The following is a 23,702-nucleotide window of genomic DNA, read 5'->3' as shown; positions in this document are numbered from 1 at the left end:
AGCTGCCTCATGTGCATGTATCCGGATCAATTGCCTCTTCCGCCACGGCCAGAGCTGCTGCTCGAACCGGTGCTTCCGTACCCGCCACTGCTGCCGCCTGCGCTGCTGCTGGTAGCCGGTGGTGTTGACGGGGTAGTGGTAGAGGGCTGGTAAGTTCTCACCGGCCTGTCGTAGCTCTGCGTATTGTCTGTGCCCGTAGTGAACACTTTCTTCAGCAGGCTGCCAAAACCATTGTTGTTGCCGGAAGGAATGAATGCCCCGGTTTTGGGATCCTTGTAACCGTAATTGGAGTTGTTGTAAGATTTGTTCCTGTACGCAGAAATATTGCTTCCCGATGTGGTTCCAAAGGATGGGGTGCTGTACGCAACAACGGTGTAAAACGGACTGTTCCAGCCCCAGTTGTTGTAATAAGGGTTCCACGACCTGTAACCATATCCAAGCCCCAGGTTCCAGCCATGGTTCCAGGCGTAAGGATTGGTGGCGTTGTAATAACTGTATGAATTGTAAGAATTGAAATCGTAACGGCTGTCGTTCCAGTAATCGAAATTGTCGAGCGCGCCCCAGCGGTAGCGGTTGGCCACTTTCATACGCAGGTAGCGGTCGTCGAGGTAAGTGAAGTATTCTTCTGCTTCCTGGTTACGGCTAAGGCTAACCCTTTCTTCTTTTGCCGGCCTGTCTACGCCCGGCGAATAATACACATCATCCGGCGTTTGCCCTGCCTTAAATGCTGTGGTGCAACTGCTGAGTAAAACAATGCTTAGGGCGGATAAGAGTAGGGCGTGTTTCATAACGTCAGGATTGAAAAGTTAGATAATGTGAAGTTACATACATTTGCGTGCGCTTGGTCAACTGCCATCGAAGCAGCAAATAATCTGCCGGGCTAACAGTTGTAAGGTTTGTCAACGTTAAAAAATTGTTAATAGCATTTTAAAAATTTATATGGGTAAGGAAATCACATCCAGGGAGCAGGATTATTCGCAGTGGTACAACGACCTTGTGATCAAGGGCCAGCTGGCCGATTACAGTGCCGTTCGCGGTTGTATGGTCATCAAGCCATACGGTTTTGCGCTTTGGGAGAATATGCGCGATGTGCTCGACAAAAAGTTCAAAGACACAGGGCACCAGAACGCCTACTTCCCGCTTTTTGTTCCGAAGAGCCTTTTCGAGGCGGAGGAGAAAAACGCGGAGGGTTTTGCAAAAGAATGCGCCGTTGTTACGCATTACAGGCTAAAGGCCGATGTAAACAACAAGGGCAAACTCGTAGTGGATCCCGAAGCGAAACTGGAAGAAGAACTGGTGGTACGCCCTACAAGCGAAGCGATCATCTGGAACACGTATAAAGGATGGATCCAATCGTACCGCGATCTCCCGATCCTCGTTAACCAATGGGCCAACGTGGTACGCTGGGAAATGCGCACGCGCCTCTTCCTGCGCACCGCGGAATTTTTGTGGCAGGAGGGACATACCGCCCACGCCACCAAAGAAGAGGCCATCACCGAAACAAAACTGATGCTTGATGTGTATGCCGATTTTGTTGAGAACTGGATGGCGCTGCCCGTGGTAAAAGGTGTGAAGAGCCCGAACGAACGTTTCGCGGGCGCGGAAGACACGTATTGCATTGAGGCACTGATGCAGGATGGCAAAGCACTACAGGCGGGCACCTCGCATTTTCTCGGGCAGAATTTCGCCAAGGCATTTGATGTGAAATTCAGCGATAAAGAAAACAAACTGGATTATGTATGGGCCACCAGTTGGGGCGTGAGCACACGTTTGATAGGAGCGCTCGTGATGGCACACAGCGACGACGACGGGCTCGTGCTTCCGCCAAGGATCGCGCCGGTTCAGGTAGTGATCGTTCCGATATACAAGGGCGATGAACAGAAAGCGCAGATCGATGAAAAAGTAACAGAGATCGTGAAGAACCTGAAAGCAATGGGCATTTCTGTGAAATACGATGACAACGACAATGCAAGACCGGGATGGAAATTTGCCGAATACGAACTCAAAGGCGTTCCTGTGCGTATTGCCATCGGGGCAAGGGATCTTGCCAACAATGTGGTTGAGATCGCGCGCCGCGACACAAAAGAGAAGGCAAGCGTGAACATGGATGGCATTGAAGATTACATACAGACCCTGCTGCACGATATTCAATCCGCTATGTACAACAAAGCGCTGAAGTTCCGCGAAGAGCGCATCACGCGGACAGATAACTGGGATGAGTTTGTGCAACTGCTGGACACCAAAGGCGGGTTTATCTCCGCGCACTGGGATGGTACGGCGGAAACCGAAGACAAGATCAAAGAACTCAGCAAGGCCACCATACGCTGTATTCCGCTCGATAATGTGCAGGAAGAAGGCAAATGCATCCTTACCGGAAAACCGTCTTCGCAGCGGGTATTGTTTGCGAGAGCGTATTGAGCCAAAGGTTCATTTCGCAACCAGGCCACAACATTACTTTTGCGCCCATGAAGACGTATGATTTTTTACAAGGTGAGGTTTTACTGTTCGATAAGCCACTGGAGTGGACCTCATTTGATGTGGTTAGAAAAGTGCGCAACCTCATACGCATTCCGAAAGTGGGCCATGCGGGTACGCTCGATCCGCTGGCTACGGGGTTACTGATCCTCTGCACAGGTAAATTCACCAAGAAGATCAACGAGTACATGGGTATGGAGAAGGAATATACCGGCACGTTTACCCTGGGCGCAACCACGCCAACCTACGATCTTGAGAGTGAGCCGCGCGACCTGAAAGATATTTCTCATCTCACCGAACAACAAATACACAACGCCCCGCTTTCCTTCACGGGCAATATCATGCAAACACCGCCGATCCATTCGGCCATCAAACAGGCGGGCAGGCCGGTTTACATTGCCGCAAGAAAAGGGATCGATGTAAAACTTGAACCGCGCCCTGTTTCCATTTATCATTTCTCGATTGAAAAAATAGAATTGCCCGTTGTGCATTTCAGGGTGGTGTGTTCTACCGGAACGTATATCAGGAGCCTCGCAAACGATTTTGGCGCGGCCCTTGGTGTTGGCGCTTACATGAGCAGTTTGCGCAGAACCCGCATCGGGCAGTTTAAAGTGGAAGACGCGTTGTTGCTCGAAAAATTTGAGGAAGCGCTTAAAGGTTCGGCTTCGGGTTCGGTGCTATAGGTTTGCATGAACACAACCACAAATCACTTCTCAGAACGCAACCCGGCAAAACGGTTAGAAAGGCAAGCCGATGCCCAGCTGGAATCCCACGTTATTTACCTTCAAACCATTCGGCCGTATTTCATTCCATTGCAATGCGTTGGCCCATCCGTTGTTGGTTGGGCGCGCAGGGTCCTTTAATTTGTAGGCCATATCCAGCCGGATGAGGAAGTAGGAGAAATCGATGCGCAAACCTGTTCCTACGCCTATGGCCAGGTCGGTCAAAAGATTTTTGAAACTGAACCTTGCTTTCGGATCTACCTGGTTTGATTTTACGTTCCATACATTTCCCGCATCTGCAAACAATGCGCTTGCAATTTTAATCCCTGCAATGGTTGCAATGGGAAAGCGGTATTCGATGTTTGCTTCCAGCTGCATATCACCAAAGCGGTCTCGGTATCCGTTCTGCGATGTATCGGCTTCGCTTTGCACCGAGCTTCCCAGCCCAAGCTGCCGCAGCCCCCAGGCCCGCATACTGTATGGTCCGCCGGCGGAGAACTGTTTGAAAAAGGGAAGGGTCTTGTCGCGCAGCGTATCGTTCCCATAATTATATCCATACCCTGCAAATGCGCGGAACGCAAGCTCTGTTTTGTTCATCTTGATGGAAAAACGGTATTCGCCCTCTACTTTTATGTAGCGGTAGATCTGGTCGCGCAGCCCCCCGATCAATCCAAACAAACCACCGGCCTCTTCAATGCCCAACCTTAAATAATGGCTCCTGTTCGGGTTGGCAATGCTTGTATAATTGCGGATCAGCGTATGGTTCTGGCTCAATACTTTTCCCGAGTTGAAAGAGGTGCGCAGGAACGGGTTGATCTTAAACAGTGTATCCAGTCCATGCAATGTATCAATGCCATACAATTCAAGGTTGAAGGGCTTGTACAGCCATACATTGTTCCCTTTCTTGAATTCATATCCCCAGCTTGTTACGAGCGAACGCAGGCGGTAGTAATCGCGGCGGTCTACATACGAACCGTTTACGGTAACCAATGTGCGCTTGTTGTCGAGCCTGTTCAATGCCCGCCAGTTTTTAAAGGGCTGTATCAGTTTTGGAAAAACATAGGTATGCCCGAGGCTGATGAGAAATGTTTGCAGTACCCTGTCCTGGTTGCTCGTTAACAGGTTCAGCTCAACGCCCGTACGAAAGGAGGTAATGGATTGTATCGCGCTTTTCCAAACGTTCCTGTTGTTGTAAGTTAGATTGGTAGAAACACCCCACAGGTTGCCAAGTCCGATGTCTGCCGTATTGCGGCTCCCTTCCAGGTCGGCGCTGTAGCTGTGTTTGAGGGCCGGCACAAGATAAAAGTACATGTCGAGCGTATCTTTGTCCCTGATCCTCGGCCTTATATCCACCTGTTGCCACGCGCCGATCTGCCCGAGTGTATTGATCGATTTAAAATAATCGGATTCATTATACAGATCGCCATTGCGCATGTACGTGTGCTCGCGCAGCACGCGGTAGTTGAACAGGCCTTTTTTGTAGCGCATGGTAAGGTTACGGCGCTTCAGTTCAAGAAAACTGCTGTCGTTGGGCAGGCTGTCTACAAAATCGGAAAGTTTTGTTTCCGGGTAGTAATACATACGCCCGATGTGGTACTGTGTAAGTTTAGACGAATCGAATGTAGGCCGTTTGGTTACTTCGATATCCCACGACGGGTTTTCGCGCCTGCGCCTGGCGGCATCTGCGATGATCTGTGCCTGTTTAAAAGGATCCAGTGTAAGCTCCAGCAAACGCGTGTCCATCGAATCCACCACCGTGTAAATATCCTCGCGCGTGAAACCGTAGAAACCATTTCTGCGGTAAAGGCTCACGAGCCTGTCGAGCTCGGAGTTGATCACTTCTTTGTTGTACGGTTTCCCTTTTTTGAGAAATGTATTTTTTTGTTCTTCGGAAGTGAGCCGTTGTAACGTGGTATCGCCGAGGTTGTAGGAAACAGAATCTATGGTGATGTTCTTGCCCACATCAATGATCATGTGAAGTTTTACGCGCCGCTCATCGTTCACCGAATCTATCTTAACCGAATCGCTGAACTGCGCATAATAATAACCCTGCGAGTTCAGGTAGGCGTTCATGAAATTGATGGAGCGGTTGATATTGGCCGAATCAAAGACAGGCGGGTCAATAACGCGGTGCGAAACACCGAATTGAGTGATCTTTCTTGCCTTGGCACTGTCATCCCAGTAATTCTCAAGTTCGGTTGTTAACCGAATTTTCTCATCTTTGGGAATATTGCCCGACAGGGTGATCTTGTTATCGAAGACAAAAGGAGCGGCGGGCGCATTTTTTACAGTGGTACAGGAACTGAACATTGCCGGCAGCAAAGACAACATCAATAAAGAAAGGAAGCCAGTTTTAACGGTCAATTGCATAGAAATGTTAAGCAAGAATGAGCTCAAATATATTCAATCTTTGTGCCACAAAAAGCAAAGGCAGGAAGAAGGGCTGTTTATAGTGGAAGGCACCAAGCTGGTAAACGAACTTTTACAGAGTGGTTTTACCATCCGCAAGCTGTATGCATTGCCCTTGTGGGCCGAGCAATATAGGGGCAGCGTTCCGCTCGAAACCATTACCGGTACTGAGTTGGAGAAGATCAGCAGCCTGCAGGCGCCCAACCAGGTGCTTGCCGTTGCGGAGCAAAAACAGCCATCGGGCGAACCCGTCATTGAAAAACAACTCACACTTGTTCTCGACAGCATCCAGGATCCCGGTAATTTCGGTACCATCATCCGTATTGCAGACTGGTTCGGCATCAAACAGGTGATTGCAAGCGTGGATACGGTGGAGCTGTACAATCCAAAAGTGATCCAAAGCACCATGGGCAGTTTTGCGCGTGTAAACGTTTGGTACAAGCCGTTGGCCGGGTTCCTTCCGGCGGTTACGGTTCCCGTATATGGTGCGCTTCTCAACGGAAAGAACATGCACAACGAACCGCCGGTTACCGAAGGTGTGCTTGTTATTGGCAATGAATCGAAAGGCATCAGCAATGAATTGCTCCCTTTTGTTTCGCATCCCATTACTATTCCAAGGCTGGGCGGGGCGGAATCTTTGAATGCGGCAGTAGCGGCGGGGATCATTGTATCGCACCTGAAAAAAGCCTGATCTTTTTTTCTCCCGTACCGCAAAAACAATATTACCTGAACTGGATCGCTTTCACCGGGTTGATCCTTCTCACCAATAGCGTTGGTATGATCAATGCCAGGAAACAAACCAACGCAGTACTAAGGCAAACCGCAGCTACCTGCCACCAGATGATCTTTACCGGTGCAACGGCCACATAGTACGATGTTTCGTCGAGCCTGATGAAACCGTATTTCGATTGCAGTATACAGATCCCTATTCCCAAAACAAAACCGATACCGATGCCGAGCGTGGTGATCACCGTGGCATGGTAGAGAAATATCTTTTGTATCAATCCATCATTTGCGCCGAGCGCTTTGAGAACGCCTACCATTCGTGTTCTTTCAAGGATGAGGATCAGTAAACAGGTAACCAGGTTGATGATGGCAACGATCGCCATTACGATAAAGATCACATCGCGGTTCATGTCCTGTATATTGAGCCAGTCGAAAATGTTGGGGTATACCTTGCGGATGCTCCTCGCGTTCCATTCGTAGGGCAGGGCATCTGCGAGCAGGGTGCTGGTGGTATCGATCTTTTTGTAATCGGAAAGAAAGATCTCGTAGCCGCCGGTCTGGTCCGGCGCCCAGTTGTTGATCCGGCGGATGAGTGCAAGATCACCGATCACGAACAGTTTGTCGTATTCTTCGATCCCTGTTTTGTAAATGCCAACCACTTTCAGTTTCCGGTAGGTCTTTGCGCCGTCGTCGCCCGAAATAAAATAAACAGTGATGGTATCGCCCAGGTTGATCAGCAGTTCTGTTGCGAGCGGCCTTGAAACAATGATCTCTTTGCTGTACGATGAATCCTCAAAATGCAGCCATCTCCCTTCGGCCAGGTAGGGTTTGAGGCGCATGCTGTCGTAATCTTTTTCAACGCCCTTGAGCAATACGTTTTCGATCTCCTTGTTTTTTTCGAGAACGGCAGATTTGGTGGCAAAGCTCTGCACTTTCTGAACGCCCGGTTGCGAACGGAGCAGGGCCTCTATCGTATCGTTTTTGGTAAGCGCGGTTTCTTCTGCCACCAGCGAGCGGGAGGGTTCGTATTTCTGAACACGTACATGCCCCCAGAAACTGAATACCTTTTCAGAAACGGTTTGCTGGAACCCATTCACAAACGCCAGTGTAAGGATCATCGCCATCACGCTCAATGCCGTGGCCGCCACTGATAAACGGATGATGAAGCGGGAAAAAGATCGCTGCCTGTTGAATGCGATCCGCCGGGCGATGTCAAATGCAAGGTTCAAACGGCACGGTTTTAGTCAAATCTACACTGCCCTTTCCAATGGAACAAAAGCGTTTGACATTGTTAAAAAAAGAAACTTGTGTGGTGTAACCTGTATCTTGTGCTTTTTTACAGTTATACAATTATGCGGAAGATCTTCCTTGCATCCTTAGTCGTGCTTTCTGCACAATACCTGTGTGCCCAACGCCTGCCCGATCATGTATACATGCCGGAGATCCGCACCCCCAAACTGTTCCAGGCCACCAACCAGCAGAGCCTTCCTTTGATCGCGCTCAACTCTGGCGACCAGCTCGAGCTTCATTTCGATGACATGACGGGTTACCCGCGTAATTTTTATTACACCTTCGTGCTGTGTAACGCAGATTGGAAACCTGCCGATGTGAGCCCGTTTGATTACATCAAAGGATTTTCGCAAAACAGGCTCAGCCAGTACCGCGTATCAAGCATCACCAGTTCAAAGTATGTGCATTACCAGGCCCTGCTTCCCGAAAAGAGCTGTATGCCCGCCAAAAGCGGTAATTACCTGTTGAAGGTGTACCTCGATTCAGATACATCCAAACTCGCGTTTACCAAACGGATGATGGTGGTCGACAACCGGGCAAGCATAGGCGCGGCGGTTCAGCAGCCCTACGATAACGAGATCCTGCGCACGCACCAAAAGATACAGCTCGCGGTAAATACACAGCAATTGAATATGCTGAGCCCGCAGCAAACAAAAGTGGTGATCCTGCAGAACAACCGGTGGGACAATGCCATCAGGGACATACAGCCCACTTTTATACGCGGCAACGTGATCGAGTACAATGCGGAACAGGATTGTATTTTTCCCGCAGGCAAAGAATACCGCTGGGCCGACCTGCAGAGTTTTCGTTTTCAGAGCGACAGGGTAGACAGGGTTGACAAAAGAAATGACCCGGTAGATGTTTACATCAAACCCGATATGGAAAGAAACAACCAGCGTTATATTTTTTTCAGGGACAGGAATGGATGGGATGAGATCGCAACTACGGAATCGGTTAACCCGTGGTGGCAAACGGATTATGCCTATGTGCATTTTACGTTTGCCCCGGCCAATAACCAGCCGTTTGCCGGCAAATCGGTTTACATGATGGGAGAGGCCACGGGCAACCAGGTAGGCGACACATCCAGGATGTATTACGATGCGGCGCAGGGCGTTTACACGAAAACGCTGTTCCTCAAGCAGGGCTATTACAGTTATACCTATGTAACCAAAGACGACCGCAACCGCGATGCCAAAGCGGATGCGACCCTCACCGATGGGAATTACTGGGAAACCGAAAACGAATACACCGTCCTTTTTTATTTCCGTTCTTTCAGCAGCAGGCACGATGAACTTGTTGCGGTCACAACCCTCAACTCGAGGGGCGGGAGATAGGAGCAAGGGGTGAACCGGATCAATAAAATGAACCACCAAAAAACAACAACTGCAAACTGTTTTTGCAAATCGCTTCTCAACCCTTACTTTTGCGGCGGCAGGTCTTACACGACCAGCTCCTGCTGAACCTCCCCAGGGTAGGAATACAGCAAGGATAGGCGGTTGTAGCGGTGCGATGTGAGTAGCCTGCCACTTTTTTTCCCCTTCTCACGGGGATATTCATCATCAAAATTTCTCCGCCGCGGCGGAGGCCAGCGCATGAAATTTTTTATCGACACGGGCAACCTCGCCCAGATCAAAGAAGCAAACGACTTAGGTATTTTGGATGGTGTTACCACCAACCCAACGTTGATGGCCAAAGAAGGCATCAAAGGCGAAGAGGCCATCGCACAGCATTACAAAGCGATCTGTGAGCTGGTAGATGGAGACATCAGCGCCGAAGTATTGTCAGTTGATTTTGATTCGATGGTTGCCGAAGGAAAAAAACTGGCGGCCATACACCCGAACATCGTTGTGAAAGTTCCGATGATCAAGGACGGTGTCAAGGCGATCAAATGGTTTACCGATAACGGTATCCGTACCAACTGTACGCTTATCTTTTCAGCCGGACAGGCGATCCTCGCCGCAAAAGCCGGTGCCACTTATGTTTCACCATTCATCGGCCGTATAGACGACAGCGGTTGGGATGGCATGGAACTGATCGGCCAGATCAGGCATATATTCGACGTACAGAATTTCAAAACAGAAATATTAGCGGCCTCTATCCGCAACGCGCTCCACATCATCAAAGCCGCAGAACTCGGTGCCGATGTTTGTACCTGCCCGCTGTCTTCTATTTTAGGATTGCTCAAGCACCCGCTCACAGACATCGGGCTGGCGCAGTTTGTAGAAGATGCGAAGAAGATGTAAACTTAACTTTCTATCTGATCGATATAAAAAATGTCACGTTTTTGCGGGACATTTTTTTTTGTTGTCATTTGATGTGGGTCAAATCGAAAAAGCCTCGTTAACAAATTACGAACTTCCGGTTCCCTTTCGTTTCGCAGCCACGGGCGGCGTGGTTCTTGCTTCGCGTACACTCAATGGCGCCAGGGTATGCTCTTTTACAAAATTCCTTACCCAGTCACCATTCACTTTACCATACTCCCGCAAGGCCCAGCCGATCGCTTTCTGAATAAAAAATTCCTTCGATGCGGCACAATTCAGAATGTATTTGGATAACAATGCCGTATCGGTATCCTTCTTAAACGCTTTCTGAAACATAATGCTGCTGCGCTGCAGCCATATGTTGGCAGACCGGTTCCATTTTGAAGTAACCGGGACGATCTGTTGCGGGAACATTTTGAAATAAGCCGTGAGCCATTCGCTCGCAATGCCATCAACAGTGTCCCACCAGCTTTTTTGAAGAAGGCAATGTTCGATAAGACCGATGGATGCTGCGTTCCATAATTTTTTGTGTAAGGCAAAAAGCTGGATCCCGAAATATTGCAGTTCCCGCTGCGGCAATTGGAAACAGTCTTTTACGATCGCTTCAAGTTCGGCGGGCAATGTTAGCGGATGTTGTTTAACATGCGTTTTTGCGATCTCCCTGCGTGCGGGCGCGGGTACGCCGAAAAAATCGAATTGGTTGAGCATATAGCTTTTCATCCACTCCCTTTTTTCTGCATCGGCCGCGGCCTTGAATTTTTTACTGACGGGAATAAGATAAGGATGCATAAACGATCTCGATAAATAAAAAGAAGAGGCCCGGGAAGCAAAGGATCAGTGCGTGCCCGGGCCTTGTATTTTTTTAAAAAATTATTTCGGCGCTACTTTCATGTTGTAAAACATAAACGCCCATTTGTCTGATTCCGCCCTGATCACCTGTTCCATGGAACGCCCTGCACCATGGCCTGCTTTTGTTTCGATGCTGATCAGCACCGGGTTTTCGCCCTTGTGTTTTTCCTGCAGGGTTGCGGCGAATTTGAACGAGTGTGCAGGCACCACGCGGTCGTCGTGGTCTGCAGTAGTAATAAAGGTTGCGGGGTACGATGTGCCTTCTTTCAGGTTGTGAACGGGGGAATATCTTTTGAGGTATTCAAACATTTCTTTTGAATCTTCCGAGGTTCCGTAATCGTAGGCCCAGCCCGCGCCTGCGGTGAACTTGTGGTAGCGCAACATATCCATCACACCCACAAAAGGGAAAGCTACTTTACAGATATCCGGATGTTGGGTAATGGTGGCGCCGATGAGCAGCCCGCCATTGGATTCGCCCTGTATGGCCAATTTTTCGCGAGAGGTGTATTTGTTGTCGACAAGATATTGCGCCGCCGCAGCGAAATCGTCAAACACATTCTGTTTTTTTGTTTTGATGCCCGCATTGTGCCATTCCTCGCCATACTCGCCACCGCCCCTTAAATTGGCCACTGCATAAATGCCACCGTTTTCCAGCAGCACGATGTCGCTTGTGCTGAAATAAGGAGTGATGCTTACAGAGAAACCGCCGTATGCATAAAGCAAAGTAGGATTGCTCCCGTCAAGTTTGATCCCTTTTTTGTGCGTGATGATCATCGGGATCTTTGTTCCGTCTTTCGACTTATAAAACACCTGGTTCGATTCGTAATCTTCCGAATTGAATTTCACACCCGATTTTTTATACACTTCGCTTTTGCCTGATGCTATGTCCATTTTGTAAATGGTAGAAGGGGCGATGTAAGAGGTAAAAGTGAAATAGAGTTCCTTGTCCGTATCTTTTCCACCAAAGCCATACGCGGAGCCCGGCCCGGGTAACTGTACATCCCTGATCTTTTTCCCGGCCATATCATATTGCACCACTTTGGTAATGGCATCTTTGAGGTATACGCAGAAAATATTTCCACCTGCTGTGCCCGCGCCCAGCACTTCGGGTTGCTCGGGTACGAGTGTTTTCCAGTTTGCGGGTTTGGGATCGGCCAGCGGCGCCGTTACGATCTTTCCTTTGGGTGCATCCTTGTCTGTCTGGATGTAAAAATACCGGTCGTCTGCCCCAAGCACCCCGGATGAATTGTTCATGTCGCCGATCAATGCTGTAATGGGTGCATCGGGTTTGGTAAGATCCTGTACATAGATCTCGCTTCCATAGGTGCTGTTGGCCGCATAGATCACCAGCCATTTGCCGTTCTCGGTTACATCGCCGCTGATGTACCTGCGTGGCGTTGTGCTTCCCCCGAAAACAAGTTTGTCCTGGCTCTGCGGCTGGCCCAGTGCATGGTAAAATAATTTGTGCTGGTCCGTTTTCCCGGCAAGCTGGCTTCCTTCTTTCGGTTTATCGTAACTGCTGTAGTAGAAGCCTTCGTTCTTCTTCCAGGCAACGCCGCTGAACTTCACATCGATCATCGTGTCGCCGATCTGTTTTTTGGTGATGGCATCCATCACGATCATCTTGCGCCAGTCGCTTCCGCCTTCAGAAACCTGGTAGGCGCACAAGGCACCGTCTTTTGTAAAATTGATCGCTGCAAGCGAGGTGGTTCCGTTTGAAGAAAATGTATTCGGATCAAGAAAAACCTCCGCATCCGTTTCTCCATCTTTCTGCCTGTAGAGAACGCTTTGGTTCTGCAAACCGGTTTTTTTATAGAAGTAAGTGTAGTTGCCGTATTTTGTTGGCGCAGAATACGAATCGTAGTTCCATAGTTCTTTCAAACGGGATTCGATCTTTGAACGGAAGGGGATCTGCGACAGGTAACCCTGCGTTACCTCGTTCTGTGCCTTTACCCAGGCCTTTGTATTTTCTGCGGTATCGTTCTCCAGCCAGCGGTAGGGATCGGCAACCGTGGTGCCAAAATAATCATCTTTGATACTGGTGTCTTTTTGTGTTACCGGGTACTTCACTGTAATGGGTTTAAATTCTGTTGATGGTGTTGTCTTACACGCCGCAAAAAAAACGAGCAGCGGCAACAAGGGGAGAGATCGTTTCATATGGTTGTTTTGGTTGATTGTTTTACACCGGGCATACACCCAAGCCGCACATCTTTGCAATACGCTTAACCGATGGGCAGCGCCCTGCGTTGCCTGCTGCTTTCAAAACAGGTATCGATGATCCGCATTACACGGATGCCATCTTCGGCGCTTACCTGTACGGGTTTGTTGTTGCGGATCGATTCATAGATGCCATCGTAATAATCGTAATAATTGCCCTGTAATGTTGGCACTTTTCTGCGAATCACTTCTCCATCTTTTTCTGTATGCAGAAGGCCCTGTTCCGATTCCGGTTCCGTTCCCCAATCCGTTAGATTCGGTTTGTGGTTGGCCACCAGCATTGTCTCCTGCACATCGGCGCGGCTTTTCAGGAACGATCCCTTTCTTCCGTGAACCACATAGGCAGGAAACGGCTCTCTAACCTGGTAACCTGATTTCAACCGAACCCGGAGCATCGGGTAATAAAAAAGTATTTCAAAATAGTCGTCCACTTTAGAACCGGGTCTTGTCATGCGCAGGTCCGCAAAAACGGCTTCGGGCATCCCGAATAAAACAAGGGCCTGGTCGATCAGGTGCGGGCTCAGATCGTTCAGGATACCGGCCCCCGGTGCAGGTATTTCTTTGTGCGGTTTCGGGCTCAATTCCTCTTTGTACCTGTCGAAATGGATCTCCACCTCCATGATCTCCCCGAGCCAATCCTCGTCGATTATTTTTTTTACGGTTTTAAAATCACTGTCCCAGCGGCGGTTCTGGAAAACAGACAACACACTGTTCTTTTCTTCCGCGATCTTTTTCAATTCAATCGCTTCCGCGGTAGTGGTTGTAAATGCTTTCTCAACAACCGCGTGCTTGCCGGCCTCCAGTACTTTCTTTGTATAATCGAAATGTGTGGCAGTGGGTGTGTTCACCACTACAAGTTCGATGCTGTCGTCTGCCAGGATCTCTTCAAGCGAACGGTAGATAGTGGTGCCGGGATAAAAATGGACGGACTCAGATTTGGTCCGTTCCCAGATACCTGTAAGTTCAAAACCTTTGTGCAGGTCAATAAAAGGAGCATGAAAAGCTTTCCCGGAAAGCCCGAAAGAAAGGATCGCAGTTTTGATTGGTTTCATATCGGTTTATTCTACAATTAATGTCTGGATGGAATGCGGCAAACTTGTTGTCATCGCGCCTTGTCCCGCCACCCATAATTTATAATTGATCTTCTCATTGCTCTGGTTCATCACCACAACAACCAGTTTGCCGTCTGTATTTTTAAACGCGGTGGTCAACAGTTGCCCACGGCTCGTAGCGCTGATGATGCGCTTTGCGTTGGCGCCGATGAATTTTGAAAAATGGCCGATGTAATAAAATGAATTCATGTAGGTGATCTCTCCCGTCCTGGTATCGGCATGCACGGGTGCGAAGCAGAAATTTTTTACGTGGTTGGGGCCGCCGTTTTCATCGAGCAAAATATTCCAGTCGGTCCAGCCGGTTGTGCCGTTGTTGAAATCGTTGATGAGTGAGCGCCCGTATGCTTCCCCGTATTTCCAGTCTTTGATGGAATTGAGTTTGAACGATTCTGCACAGCCTTCTGTAAAGATCAGGTTGGTATTGGGAAAAGATTCGTGCACACGCTTTACGTTGTCGAACAGTTTTCCGCCGCCTGTCCAGTCTTCGTACCAATGAAAGCCGATGCCCCAAACATATTTCGCCGCGGCAGGGTCCGATAAGATCGTGCTGGCGCGGTGGTACATCAGGTCGCGGTTGTGGTCCCAGGCAATGAGTTTCTTATCGCCCATGCCCGATCTGTGTAAGGTGGGCCCGAGGTAATTCTTGATAAAATCCCTTTCCTGCTCCGCGGTGTAATTGCAGGATTCCCATTTCTGAACGGCCATGGGTTCGTTCTGAACGCTGAGTCCCCAAACGGGTATACCGCGTTTCTGGTATTCGTTGATGAATTTGATGTAATAGTTGGCCCAGCTTTGGTAAAATTCCGGTTTCAGGTTTCCGCCGTGCAGGATATCGTTGTTGGTTTTCATCCAAGCCGGCGGGCTCCACGGGCTTACGTACAATGTGAGTTTGCCACCTGCAGCGGCAATGGATTGTTTGATGAAGGGAATGCGGAACTGCTCATCGTGCGCTACGCTGAAAGATTTCAGGTCCTTGTCGTTCTCATTCACATAGGTATACGATCCGCTCGAAAAATCGCAGCTGTGTATATTGGTACGGATCAGCGAGTAGCCGATCCCTTTTTTCCTGTCGAAGTATTGCTCCAGTATCTCTTTCTGTTTGTCTTTGGGAAGTTTGAAAAATGTTTCAGCCGATGCATCCGTCAACGCACCGCCGATGCCGAGGAAAGACTGAAAGGTTTTACCAGGGTCCACAAAAACGGTAGGCTCGGTTTCGAGCGGCTGGCCCGCTGGAGCGAGACGCAGGCTGTCTGTCATACTAATCCTGTACCCTGTATTTTCCGCAGTGGTATACACGGTAACTTTTTTACCGGGTGGTGAAAAAGGCGCGTTTTTTTTATCGTTCAAGACAAACGAAAGAGAGGCGAGTAACCCCAAAGCAAGAAAAAGTCTTTTCATGGTTATGGTTTGATAAGCAATGGCTGAAAAATAAAGGGGTTAAGATACGGATTTGCGTTTGTAGTGAGGAAGCCCGAGGGGGGAGTGGGGGTAAAAAGTTGAAGGGGGCAAATAAACAAAGGGCTAAAGAGAGCCGCCCGCATGCAGGCTTTCTTTAACCCTTCTTACCGGTTAATTTTTGTAAACAGTTTAATCCCGGGTGTCAGGTCGCCTTATCGTTTGTATGCTTCACAAGGCCGATGCCCGCGGCAAAGAACACTGCGCCGAGTGCGCCGAATACGAGGATGCTCTTCACGTTGCGTGTGCCGCCGGATCCATTCATGAAACTTGCGCCGGCATAGATAAGGCCGATGATCCCGAGAATGGCAAGGATGATTCCCAATACGCGTTTTTCCATGTTGTTTTAAATTCAGGTAAATGATAACAGGAAATTGAACAATAAAACCATGCCATTGCCGCCGCCGTCATTGCGTCACCCGGCGTTTCGGGCCGTTCCCCATTTTGGGTAATTGTTCAAAATTTGGCTTAAAAAATAGCTAAGAATGGCTGCTTTTTCCGCATTTCGATAATTCTTACAACTTATAGTCCTATCTTGTCTTTTATGAAAGCGAAAAACTTTATTCATGTGGAGCGCAGTGAGCCTCATCGTGTGAGAACAAAGGAGATATTGAAGGAAGTACCGCATATGCGTAAACTGATCGGCAAGAACCCATTAACCATCTGGGCCATTGTAGGATTGGTTGCTTTTCAACTTGTTTTAAGCGGGCTGCTGGCCAACCAATCGTGGTGGCTGGTATTTGCCGCCGCCTATCTTTTGGGCGCTTTTGCGGATCACGCTTTGTTTGTGATGATACATGAGTGCGCGCACCGCCTCATCTTTAAAAAGCCGGAAGCCAACAGGCTGGCCGGTATCCTTGCCAACATTCCCCTGATCTTTCCAAGTTCCGTTTCTTTTGAAACCTATCACATCAAACACCACTCTTTCCAGGGCGTGCATGAGCTGGATGGCGACCTGCCCAACCATTGGGAAGCAAAGCTGATCGATAATTTTTTCATCGGTAAGGTCATCTGGTTGCTGTTTTACCCATTCTTCCAGCTGTTCAGGCTGGCGAGATTGAAGGAGATCCAGCCATTCAACAAATGGGTGGGACTGAACTGGCTGGTGCAGATCGTTTCGATCGGGGCCATCGCTTATTTCCTCGGGCCCAAAGCCGTTGTATTCTTAACGGCCAGTTTCTTTTTCTCTGTAGGGTTGCACCCGCTCGGCGCGCGATGGATCCAGGAACATTATCTTACCCACGGCGAACAGGAAACCTATAGCTATTATGGTATGTTCAACAAAGTAGCGTTCAACGTAGGGTACCACAACGAGCACCACGATTTCCCGTCGGTTCCCTGGAACAGGCTCCCGCAGATCAGGAAAGAGGCGCCGCATTTTTACGATTCACTTTCTTACCATACTTCCTGGACAAAGCTGTTTTTCCGCTTCCTGTTCGATAAAGAGATCTCTCTTTTCTCCCGTATCGTACGCGCAAACCGTGGAAAAGTGAACCTTTCCGACCGCTCCACGCCGGATGTGGACCTTACGAACGGGTAAATCCTGCAAAAACCTGCAGATTAACATATTTTTTACACTTTTATTTGCACACTCGTGCAGATAGCTGTACATTTGCACCCTGAAACTGAGCGATAGTATTCAAACGTTCTAACGAACAATCAACTCTTGCAATAATTGGATTGATTTCCCCCTGTTTTCCGCTCAGACAATTATTAATATTAAAAATGGAAATATTATGAAAAGTAATGTCATGCCCTCTATTGTCCAGATCGAAGCAAACGAACTCAAACAATTGACAACAGAAGTAAAAGAAACGGTAGCAACCGGAATGGTGCAGGTGAAACCTGTAAACACAAAAACACCAAGCTTTGGTGTGATCGATATGTGGAACATCCGTCGTGGTGCAAAGATCGCAAGATCGGATCGCCGCTGGACAATATAATTACTCCTTGAAAAACCAATGTCCAGGTCCTTCCGTGTTGCGGAAGGACTTTTTTTTTAAGCGATGGCAACGCTGCAGTAAAACCCGCTGAAGCCGGCGTTATTTACTTCGGAAGTTTTTCAAACACTTCCCTGAAAAAATCAGGCGGCGCCACCAGTTTTCTTTTTTCTGTGTCCATCCATGCCCCGTCGATCGTAAGCACTGCGGCGAGCGTGTCTTCGTTCTTGTAGATCTCGTGCACCATCGTCCATCTTCCCATATCGGCCGTGGCCGTTACAAGCTTCAGGTAGATGGTTACCGTATCGCTGAAGTGGATCTCCCTTTTGAAAACACATTCTTCCCTGAATAAAATAGGGCCGATGTGCTGCTGCTGCATATGCGCCGTGGTGAGCCCATGTTCGGCAAGAAATGAAATACGTACAAACGCCCCGAAATCGTAATAAACGGAATGGCGCAGGTGAAAATTAGCGTCGATGTCGCTCCAGCGGATCTCAACTTTTTTGAAATAGGAATGCATGGTTACAGTTTGGTAATGACAAGTTGTTCAATTTTACCGGGCAATGCATCGTCTTCGTACAGGGTCATCTCTGAAAGACTCAATGCATCGCAGATATAACTTAGTTCATGGGTTTTTAATTTGCCAGTGTTGTACAACTCATCCAGGCAACGATAATGTTCTTCCGTAAATAAGTAGTAGATGTCTTCTTTGAGGTAAACAGGGATGGTTGTTTCTTTATCGCGGTAAACTTTTTCGTAGGCGGTTGTCTCGGCCGCAATTTCGTTCCTGAAATTTTCGGCAGAAAGGGTTTGGTCGAGCAGTTGTTTTACCTGGCTTAATAACATCGCAATTTTATAAAGTTTCTTCCCATGTTTCAATCTCCGTAACGATCCCGTTTTTTGTTTTGAAAACAATGAACGAATTGCCCGGCCTGATCTTCAGTTTGAATTTTCCACCGGTATCTTTTGCATACGCCTTGAATGATGCAGGAAAATTCAAGGCAAATTCTTTTATGGATGCGCCGGGTTTGATGAGTTTTAATCCATACCCCATCACAAAATTATCTTCCGTTAATTTAAACCCATTGAATACACCGGCGGGTGATACGCGGAGTGTTGATTTGCCATAATAATAATCGGAATAGAGATCGGTTCCTTTGGTTGCTTCCGTTGTAACCACTTTCTGGGGCGTGCCGAACCGCTTTTCGAGCTCGGCTTTCTTTGATCCGAAATAAAGGCCGTTGATCCGGATCTTTTTGAAATCGATACTGTCGTATGTCAGCGGGCTCTGCGCCCTGGTGGTTACGCTGATCGCAATCATTGTCAGAAAGAGGAATAATCGCATGGTATTGGTTTTGTGCAAACTGTTTATGGTAAATCTGCAAAAATCATTCCGCTAAAAGTACGGCAGAATTTGCGTCCGCTCCTGATATTTAACGATTTGCCTTTGAAATGGCTGTCCCTGTCAGCAAAGAAAAGGCTCCCTAAGAATAAGGAGCCCGTATATACACATGAAAAATAAAAACGTTTACCATAAAGGGTTACCTTGATAGAAGTCGAGCACTTTTACACGCAGCAGGTAATCGTATTTGGCAGAAATGAAATTGGAGTTGGTCCTGTCAACATTGTTCTTGGCCAGCATGTACTCTACCGATGTATTCACGCCTGCGTTGAACCGTACTTCTGCGGCTTTGAACGACAATGTAAAATCCTGCAACTGTTTTGACAGCGCCTGGTACCTTTCAAAGGCCGTGTTCATATTGATATAGGCCTGGTCAACCGCCTGGCGCAATTGTGTTTTAACCGTCTGCGCCTCGAAATCCGTCCGCTTCTCGGCGATCTTTGCCTGCGTGATGTTCGTCCTGGCGCGGAGCCCGTTCAATATCGGTATCGCAATACCGATGCTCAATGATGAATTAAAGTTGTTCGACAGTTGGTCGGTATAATTGATCTTGCGGCTCAGGTAATTGTTCTGCGGTTCTACCAGTGCATATTTTGTTCCGCTGATGTTCACATAACTTGTGGTTGATACGTCAACGGTATTGATGAACTCCTGCCGGCTTGCCACACTTGAGTAATTTGTTCCGAACCCGCCGTTGAAAAGAAGGGTGGGGTAGAGTTGGCCTTTGGCCGCAAGATGTCTTTTCTGCGCGCTTTGTCTCCTGTATTCGGCCGCTTTTACCAGTGCGAGTTGTTGTGTGGCGGTTTGGTAAATGTTTTCCGCTGTGCCGTCGTACAAAGAGGGTGTTAAGGGATCGTTGATGTTCTCGAGCTGAACGGATGCGTTGTATTGAACGTTCATCAACTGCGCGAGACTGATCTTGGCGGTTTCGAGCGTGTTTTTGATGTTGATCACGTTCAATTCATCGCCCGACAACTGGCCACGAAGATCGTACAGCAGCGATGGTGCGATCGCGCCGCTTGCATTCAGGATCTCCAGCCGGGCAACCTGTGCCTTGCTCACTTCAACCTGGTTGCGTGCGATGGTGAGTTGTTCCTGGCTGCTCAACACCTGGAGATACGCGAGGATCACGTTGATGGTGATGTTTTCTTTCTGTTGCTGCCAATCCATTTCACTCGCTTTGGAAGCCAGTTCATTTTGTTTGATGTTGTTGCTGATGGCCGAACCGTTCCAGATCGTAACACTTGTATTGATGCTGTAATTGGCAAAATTGATCTGCTGGTTGGCATAGGTATTTGTAAAGGGATCGATGCTGCGGCCCTGGTTGATGCCATGGTTCACATTGCCCGAAATAAACGGAAGTTGGTTGGCCTTCGCCTGTTTGTAAATGGCCCTGTCAGATTCTGCCTGGTACTGTGCCTGGCGAACCTGTAAATTGTTCTGGATCGCTGTTTCAACACATTGCTTTAAGGTAAGCTGTGTTGTCTGCGCTTTGGCCATCATGCCCGCGAAAAGAAACAATGCCGCGAGGCCGGTCTGTATGTTACCCTTTTTCATATTTTATTTTGTAGCGTAGTTTTTAGTTTTCGATCCTTCCATCCAGCAAATGCACAATGCGTTTGCCATAAGCTGCATTTTTTTCAGAGTGGGTTACCTGTATGATCGTTACTCCTTCTTCTTCGTTGATCTTCTTAAACAGTTCCATGATCTCTTCTCCCTGTTTCGAATTCAGGTTTCCCGTTGGCTCATCCGCCAGCAAAAGTTTTGGCTTCGCCACCAATGCCCTTGCGATGCCCACGAGCTGTTGCTGACCACCCGAAAGCTGCACGGGAAAAAGATCTTTCTTACCAACGATGTTGAACTTGTCAAGTATGTCGGCCACCACCGCCTGCCGTTCCGCGGTTTTCATGTTCTGGTAGAGCAATGGCGTTTCTATATTTTCATACACCGTCAACTCATCGATGAGGTGGTAGGCCTGGAATACGAAACCGATGTTCTGTTTGTAGAGCTCGGATCTTTGTTTTTCTTTTATTTTGAAAACATCCTGCCCCAAAAAATGATAAGCGCCCTCTGATGGCTCATCGAGCATGCCGATCACGTTGAGCAGGGTAGACTTACCCGATCCCGAAGGGCCCATCACAGAGATAAAATCGCCTTCTGCCACCGACAAGTTGATGTCTTTCAACAGGAACACCCTGTTGTTCCCCGAGTTGTGCCATTTGAAAATATGTTCCAGCTGGATCATCGTTCTTTTTTTTAAGCTGTTTACAAATAACCAAAGCCTGTGCCATCTTCTGAAACCCTTTGCCAGCAAGGGTTTTCAAATGTATGAAAAACGATGGTGTCCGCATGCGGACAATAAAGTGTCCGAAAACGGACACTCTTTAAGGGCCGCTATTCTGTCCGCAAACTCTTCACCGGGTTGGCCATTGCGGCCTTGATGGCCTGTATGCTTACGGTGAGCAGTGCGATGGCTGCTGCGATCACACCGGCCAGGAGGAAGATCCACCAGCTGATGGAGATGCGGTATGCAAAATCCGACAGCCACCGGTTCATCGCGATCCATGCCAGCGGGAAGGCGAGCACAGCCGCAATGCCTACGAGTTTCAAAAAGTCTTTCGACAAAAGCATCACGATGGTTCCCGTACCCGCCCCCAGCACTTTGCGGATGCCGATCTCTTTTACGCGTTGCGTGATGGAGAAAGAGGAGAGGCCGAGCAGTCCGAGGCACGCAATGAAAATGGCAATGCACGAGAAAATGGTGAACAGCTTGCTTTGTCTTTGTTCCGAAACATATAATTTGTTGAAATTGTCATCCATGAAATTGTATTCGAACGGAATTTCCGGCAGGTACGATTTCCAGAGTTTTTCCATCGATCTTATGGAGCCCTCTGCGTTGGTGCTGTTCAGTTTTACAGAGAGCTGGTTGTAATTGTTCTGTTCGGGTCTCAACAATACCATCACGATGGGAACGATGCGTTGGTGCAGCGATTCAAAATGGAAATCTTTTGTTACGCCGATGATCTTCCCTTTAACGCTTCCGTATTTGAAGTTTTTGCCAATCGCTTTTTCCGGCGTGCCCCAACCCAGCGTTTGTACGGTGGCTGTATTGACTACAAAGCCTGTTGTGTCTGAAGAGAATGAACGGGAGAAATTTCGTCCTGCCGCCATTTCTATTCCGTAAGAAGGAATGAAATCGTGATCGGTAGCGAGGTATTTTAACTCGGTATGCACAGGCTGCAGGGAATCGCCTGATTCGGTTGATGCATCGTACGAATCGAGCAGCCTTCCCGTAGGAATTCTTGAGGAGCGGCCCATGTTCCTTACGCCGCTTGTGTTCATCAGTTCATTCCTGAACGATTCGTATTGGCTGTTGTTGTTGAAATAATACGGAACCACGAGCACTTGTTCTTTGTTGTAACCCATTTTTGCATTCTGCATGTATGTCAATTGTTGAAACACAACGGCCGTAGTAATGATCAGTACGATAGAAATGCCAAACTGGGCCACTACCAGCGATTTTCTCAACGAAATGGTTTTTCCGCCCACCCTGAACAGGCCTTTTAATGTTTTTGCCGGTTGAAAGGCCGACATAAACAATGCCGGGTATATGCCGGAAACAAAACCAACAACCACTGGGATCAGCAAAAACACCGTGATCCATTTCCAGGTAAGCAAAGGTTGGATGGACAGATGAAGCCCTGATAATTTATTCAAAGAAGGAACGACCAATGAAGCGGCTGCGATTGCCAGCAGCATGGCCATGCCCGATACCAATACCGATTCGCTGAGAAACTGCGAGATCAGTTCCCTGCGCGTTGCGCCGGCCACTTTACGGATGCCGATCTCTTTTGCACGAAGTGTTGACCTTGCGGTGGACAGGTTCATGTAGTTGATGCACGCGATCAGCAAAATGATCAGAGCAATGGCCGAAAATATGTACACGCGTTTGATATCGCCGTTTTCCTCCGCCTCGTAATCCAGGTGCGAGCGGAGATGAATGTCGGTGAGTTTTTGAAGATGCAGGGTCGTCATCTTCGAGGTGGCTACGGCATCCGGCCCGCCGAGGCGCACCTTTGTATCGAGGAACGAAGGGAACTGCGCCTCGATATTTGCTGCAGGATAGTTTTCGGGCAGCAGGATATATGTTAAAAACGAGTTGTTGCTGAAACTGGTCTGCAACCTTTTTTCGCCATAAACCGTGCTGTCGTTAAGTGTCTTGAACGAGACCATTACCTCCGGGTGAAAATGTGCATTGGAGGGAAATGATTTGTAAACGCCCGTTACTTTCAGGTTCAACTGGTTGTTTAATTTGATCATTTTATTCACGGGGTCCTCGCTGCCGAAATATTTCCTGGCAACGGTTTCCGATAAAACCACTGAATACGGATCCGAGAGTGCCTTTGCGGGGTTGCCTTTTGTAACATCAACACTGAAAACATTGAACAGGTTCTCGTCTGCGAAAGCAACACCGTCTTCGTTGAAAATTTTATCGCCATAGCGTACCGGTGTTTTGCCCTGCATCAATACCCGTGTCATCTTTTCGATATCGGGGAACTGGTTCAGAAGCAGCGGCCCGAAAGCAGGTGCTATCGTTCCCAGCCGCAGCGTAACGGCGCCGTCTTTGTTGTTGAACGATCGTGTGATCCGGTAGATCCTGTTTGCGTTTTTGTTGTATTTGTCGAAACTTGTTTCGTGAAAAATGTAAACAGTGATCAGCAAACAACAGGTAAGCCCCATCGTTAAACCAAACAGGTTGATGAAGGAGATGAATTTGTGCTTCATCAGGTTGCGCCAGGCCATTTTGAAATAGTTCTTTATCATGGTTTTGGAGTTTGTAGCCA

21 protein-coding genes and 1 other RNA gene are annotated in these 23,702 nt (G+C 48.3%); 8 read left to right on the top strand and 14 right to left on the bottom strand.

Features of this window, described 5'->3' with window-relative positions:
• Window positions 1-26 precede the first annotated feature (26 nt).
• Complete coding sequence (locus GWC95_RS11730; RefSeq protein ID WP_161818918.1) at window positions 27-788, bottom strand: hypothetical protein; 762 nt, start codon at window positions 786-788, stop codon at window positions 27-29.
• A gap of 151 nt (window positions 789-939) precedes the next feature.
• On the opposite strand from GWC95_RS11730, the gene proS reads away from it, so the two are divergent.
• The gene (proS, locus tag GWC95_RS11725; protein ID WP_161818917.1) at window positions 940-2,418 is read left to right on the top strand and encodes a proline--tRNA ligase; all 1,479 of its coding nucleotides are present in this window, start codon (window positions 940-942) and stop codon (window positions 2,416-2,418) included.
• A gap of 47 nt (window positions 2,419-2,465) precedes the next feature.
• On the top strand, window positions 2,466-3,158 hold the full coding sequence (truB, locus tag GWC95_RS11720) for a tRNA pseudouridine(55) synthase TruB (protein ID WP_161818916.1): 693 nt from the start codon (window positions 2,466-2,468) through the stop codon (window positions 3,156-3,158).
• 54 nt (window positions 3,159-3,212) lie between these two features.
• On the opposite strand, the gene GWC95_RS11715 is transcribed toward truB, so the two are convergent.
• Window positions 3,213-5,567, bottom strand: coding sequence for a BamA/TamA family outer membrane protein (locus GWC95_RS11715; protein WP_161818915.1), 2,355 nt, complete (start codon window positions 5,565-5,567; stop codon window positions 3,213-3,215).
• Window positions 5,568-5,571: 4 nt separating this feature from the next.
• On the opposite strand from GWC95_RS11715, the gene GWC95_RS11710 reads away from it, so the two are divergent.
• Window positions 5,572-6,297 (top strand): TrmH family RNA methyltransferase, encoded by a 726-nt coding sequence (locus tag GWC95_RS11710; RefSeq protein WP_161818914.1) that lies wholly within the window; start codon window positions 5,572-5,574, stop codon window positions 6,295-6,297.
• 31 nt (window positions 6,298-6,328) lie between these two features.
• On the opposite strand, the gene GWC95_RS11705 is transcribed toward GWC95_RS11710, so the two are convergent.
• Window positions 6,329-7,561, bottom strand: a complete 1,233-nt coding sequence (locus tag GWC95_RS11705) for an ABC transporter permease (protein ID WP_161818913.1) — start codon at window positions 7,559-7,561, stop codon at window positions 6,329-6,331.
• A 123-nt stretch (window positions 7,562-7,684) separates the two neighbouring features.
• Here GWC95_RS11705 and GWC95_RS11700 point away from each other — a divergent pair, with 123 nt between their 5' ends.
• The 3 genes from GWC95_RS11700 (at window position 7,685) to fsa (ending at window position 9,865) form a co-directional block, all read left to right on the top strand.
• Entirely contained in the window at window positions 7,685-8,956 is a 1,272-nt protein-coding gene (locus GWC95_RS11700; RefSeq protein ID WP_161818912.1) for a type IX secretion system plug protein, read from the top strand.
• A gap of 95 nt (window positions 8,957-9,051) precedes the next feature.
• An RNA gene (ffs, locus tag GWC95_RS11695) (signal recognition particle sRNA small type) lies at window positions 9,052-9,151 on the top strand.
• 63 nt (window positions 9,152-9,214) lie between these two features.
• Window positions 9,215-9,865: a fructose-6-phosphate aldolase gene (gene fsa / locus GWC95_RS11690; protein ID WP_161818911.1), complete on the top strand. Its 651-nt coding sequence runs from the start codon at window positions 9,215-9,217 to the stop codon at window positions 9,863-9,865.
• 105 nt (window positions 9,866-9,970) lie between these two features.
• On the opposite strand, the gene GWC95_RS11685 is transcribed toward fsa, so the two are convergent.
• The 5 genes from GWC95_RS11685 to GWC95_RS11665 form a co-directional block, all read right to left on the bottom strand.
• Window positions 9,971-10,672: a DNA alkylation repair protein gene (locus GWC95_RS11685; protein WP_161818910.1), complete on the bottom strand. Its 702-nt coding sequence runs from the start codon at window positions 10,670-10,672 to the stop codon at window positions 9,971-9,973.
• An 81-nt stretch (window positions 10,673-10,753) separates the two neighbouring features.
• Window positions 10,754-12,889, bottom strand: a complete 2,136-nt coding sequence (locus GWC95_RS11680; RefSeq protein WP_161818909.1) for a prolyl oligopeptidase family serine peptidase — start codon at window positions 12,887-12,889, stop codon at window positions 10,754-10,756.
• A gap of 65 nt (window positions 12,890-12,954) precedes the next feature.
• On the bottom strand, window positions 12,955-14,001 hold the full coding sequence (locus GWC95_RS11675; RefSeq protein ID WP_161818908.1) for a Gfo/Idh/MocA family oxidoreductase: 1,047 nt from the start codon (window positions 13,999-14,001) through the stop codon (window positions 12,955-12,957).
• Window positions 14,002-14,007: 6 nt separating this feature from the next.
• The gene (locus GWC95_RS11670; RefSeq protein ID WP_161818907.1) at window positions 14,008-15,459 is read right to left on the bottom strand and encodes a glycoside hydrolase family 30 protein; all 1,452 of its coding nucleotides are present in this window, start codon (window positions 15,457-15,459) and stop codon (window positions 14,008-14,010) included.
• A gap of 202 nt (window positions 15,460-15,661) precedes the next feature.
• Window positions 15,662-15,856, bottom strand: coding sequence for a hypothetical protein (locus tag GWC95_RS11665; protein WP_161818906.1), 195 nt, complete (start codon window positions 15,854-15,856; stop codon window positions 15,662-15,664).
• Between the two features lie 204 nt (window positions 15,857-16,060).
• On the opposite strand from GWC95_RS11665, the gene GWC95_RS11660 reads away from it, so the two are divergent.
• A complete protein-coding gene (locus GWC95_RS11660) occupies window positions 16,061-17,056 on the top strand; it encodes a fatty acid desaturase (RefSeq protein WP_161818905.1) in 996 nt (331 codons plus the stop codon).
• 196 nt (window positions 17,057-17,252) lie between these two features.
• A complete protein-coding gene (locus tag GWC95_RS11655; RefSeq protein WP_161818904.1) occupies window positions 17,253-17,459 on the top strand; it encodes a hypothetical protein in 207 nt (68 codons plus the stop codon).
• A gap of 103 nt (window positions 17,460-17,562) precedes the next feature.
• Here the strand turns inward: GWC95_RS11655 and GWC95_RS11650 are convergent, their stop codons facing one another.
• From GWC95_RS11650 to GWC95_RS11625, 6 genes are all read right to left on the bottom strand, one after another.
• Window positions 17,563-17,976 (bottom strand): acyl-CoA thioesterase, encoded by a 414-nt coding sequence (locus tag GWC95_RS11650; protein WP_161818903.1) that lies wholly within the window; start codon window positions 17,974-17,976, stop codon window positions 17,563-17,565.
• Between the two features lie 2 nt (window positions 17,977-17,978).
• Window positions 17,979-18,302, bottom strand: coding sequence for a hypothetical protein (locus tag GWC95_RS11645; protein ID WP_161818902.1), 324 nt, complete (start codon window positions 18,300-18,302; stop codon window positions 17,979-17,981).
• Between the two features lie 7 nt (window positions 18,303-18,309).
• Window positions 18,310-18,801 (bottom strand): hypothetical protein, encoded by a 492-nt coding sequence (locus GWC95_RS11640; RefSeq protein ID WP_161818901.1) that lies wholly within the window; start codon window positions 18,799-18,801, stop codon window positions 18,310-18,312.
• A gap of 183 nt (window positions 18,802-18,984) precedes the next feature.
• Window positions 18,985-20,415, bottom strand: coding sequence for a TolC family protein (locus tag GWC95_RS11635; protein ID WP_161818900.1), 1,431 nt, complete (start codon window positions 20,413-20,415; stop codon window positions 18,985-18,987).
• Window positions 20,416-20,437: 22 nt separating this feature from the next.
• Entirely contained in the window at window positions 20,438-21,103 is a 666-nt protein-coding gene (locus tag GWC95_RS11630) for an ABC transporter ATP-binding protein (RefSeq protein WP_161818899.1), read from the bottom strand.
• 149 nt (window positions 21,104-21,252) lie between these two features.
• Window positions 21,253-23,682 (bottom strand): ABC transporter permease, encoded by a 2,430-nt coding sequence (locus GWC95_RS11625; protein WP_161818898.1) that lies wholly within the window; start codon window positions 23,680-23,682, stop codon window positions 21,253-21,255.
• Window positions 23,683-23,702: the final 20 nt, after the last annotated feature.

The sequence above is a fragment of the Sediminibacterium roseum genome (genome assembly GCF_009939005.1).
GTDB lineage: Bacteria > Bacteroidota > Bacteroidia > Chitinophagales > Chitinophagaceae > Sediminibacterium > Sediminibacterium roseum.
The sequence above is the reverse complement of the archived record's forward strand: the minus strand, read 5'-3'. Positions and strand labels throughout refer to the sequence as shown.

Bases quoted from the DNA above. Each gene is read 5' to 3' on its own strand.
- GWC95_RS11635 (WP_161818900.1), bottom strand. From the start codon at position 20,415: ATGAAAAAGGGTAACATACAGACCGGCCTCGCGGCATTGTTTCTTTTC.
- GWC95_RS11700 (WP_161818912.1), top strand. From the start codon at position 7,685: ATGCGGAAGATCTTCCTTGCATCCTTAGTCGTGCTTTCTGCACAATAC.
- GWC95_RS11665 (WP_161818906.1), bottom strand. From the start codon at position 15,856: ATGGAAAAACGCGTATTGGGAATCATCCTTGCCATTCTCGGGATCATC.
- GWC95_RS11645 (WP_161818902.1), bottom strand. From the start codon at position 18,302: ATGTTATTAAGCCAGGTAAAACAACTGCTCGACCAAACCCTTTCTGCC.
- truB (WP_161818916.1), top strand. From the start codon at position 2,466: ATGAAGACGTATGATTTTTTACAAGGTGAGGTTTTACTGTTCGATAAG.
- GWC95_RS11630 (WP_161818899.1), bottom strand. From the start codon at position 21,103: ATGATCCAGCTGGAACATATTTTCAAATGGCACAACTCGGGGAACAAC.
- GWC95_RS11650 (WP_161818903.1), bottom strand. From the start codon at position 17,976: ATGCATTCCTATTTCAAAAAAGTTGAGATCCGCTGGAGCGACATCGAC.
- GWC95_RS11715 (WP_161818915.1), bottom strand. From the start codon at position 5,567: ATGCAATTGACCGTTAAAACTGGCTTCCTTTCTTTATTGATGTTGTCT.
- GWC95_RS11660 (WP_161818905.1), top strand. From the start codon at position 16,061: ATGAAAGCGAAAAACTTTATTCATGTGGAGCGCAGTGAGCCTCATCGT.
- GWC95_RS11730 (WP_161818918.1), bottom strand. From the start codon at position 788: ATGAAACACGCCCTACTCTTATCCGCCCTAAGCATTGTTTTACTCAGC.
- GWC95_RS11625 (WP_161818898.1), bottom strand. From the start codon at position 23,682: ATGATAAAGAACTATTTCAAAATGGCCTGGCGCAACCTGATGAAGCAC.
- proS (WP_161818917.1), top strand. From the start codon at position 940: ATGGGTAAGGAAATCACATCCAGGGAGCAGGATTATTCGCAGTGGTAC.
- GWC95_RS11680 (WP_161818909.1), bottom strand. From the start codon at position 12,889: ATGAAACGATCTCTCCCCTTGTTGCCGCTGCTCGTTTTTTTTGCGGCG.
- GWC95_RS11640 (WP_161818901.1), bottom strand. From the start codon at position 18,801: ATGCGATTATTCCTCTTTCTGACAATGATTGCGATCAGCGTAACCACC.
- GWC95_RS11655 (WP_161818904.1), top strand. From the start codon at position 17,253: ATGAAAAGTAATGTCATGCCCTCTATTGTCCAGATCGAAGCAAACGAA.
- GWC95_RS11710 (WP_161818914.1), top strand. From the start codon at position 5,572: ATGTTAAGCAAGAATGAGCTCAAATATATTCAATCTTTGTGCCACAAA.
- fsa (WP_161818911.1), top strand. From the start codon at position 9,215: ATGAAATTTTTTATCGACACGGGCAACCTCGCCCAGATCAAAGAAGCA.
- GWC95_RS11670 (WP_161818907.1), bottom strand. From the start codon at position 15,459: ATGAAAAGACTTTTTCTTGCTTTGGGGTTACTCGCCTCTCTTTCGTTT.
- GWC95_RS11675 (WP_161818908.1), bottom strand. From the start codon at position 14,001: ATGAAACCAATCAAAACTGCGATCCTTTCTTTCGGGCTTTCCGGGAAA.
- GWC95_RS11685 (WP_161818910.1), bottom strand. From the start codon at position 10,672: ATGCATCCTTATCTTATTCCCGTCAGTAAAAAATTCAAGGCCGCGGCC.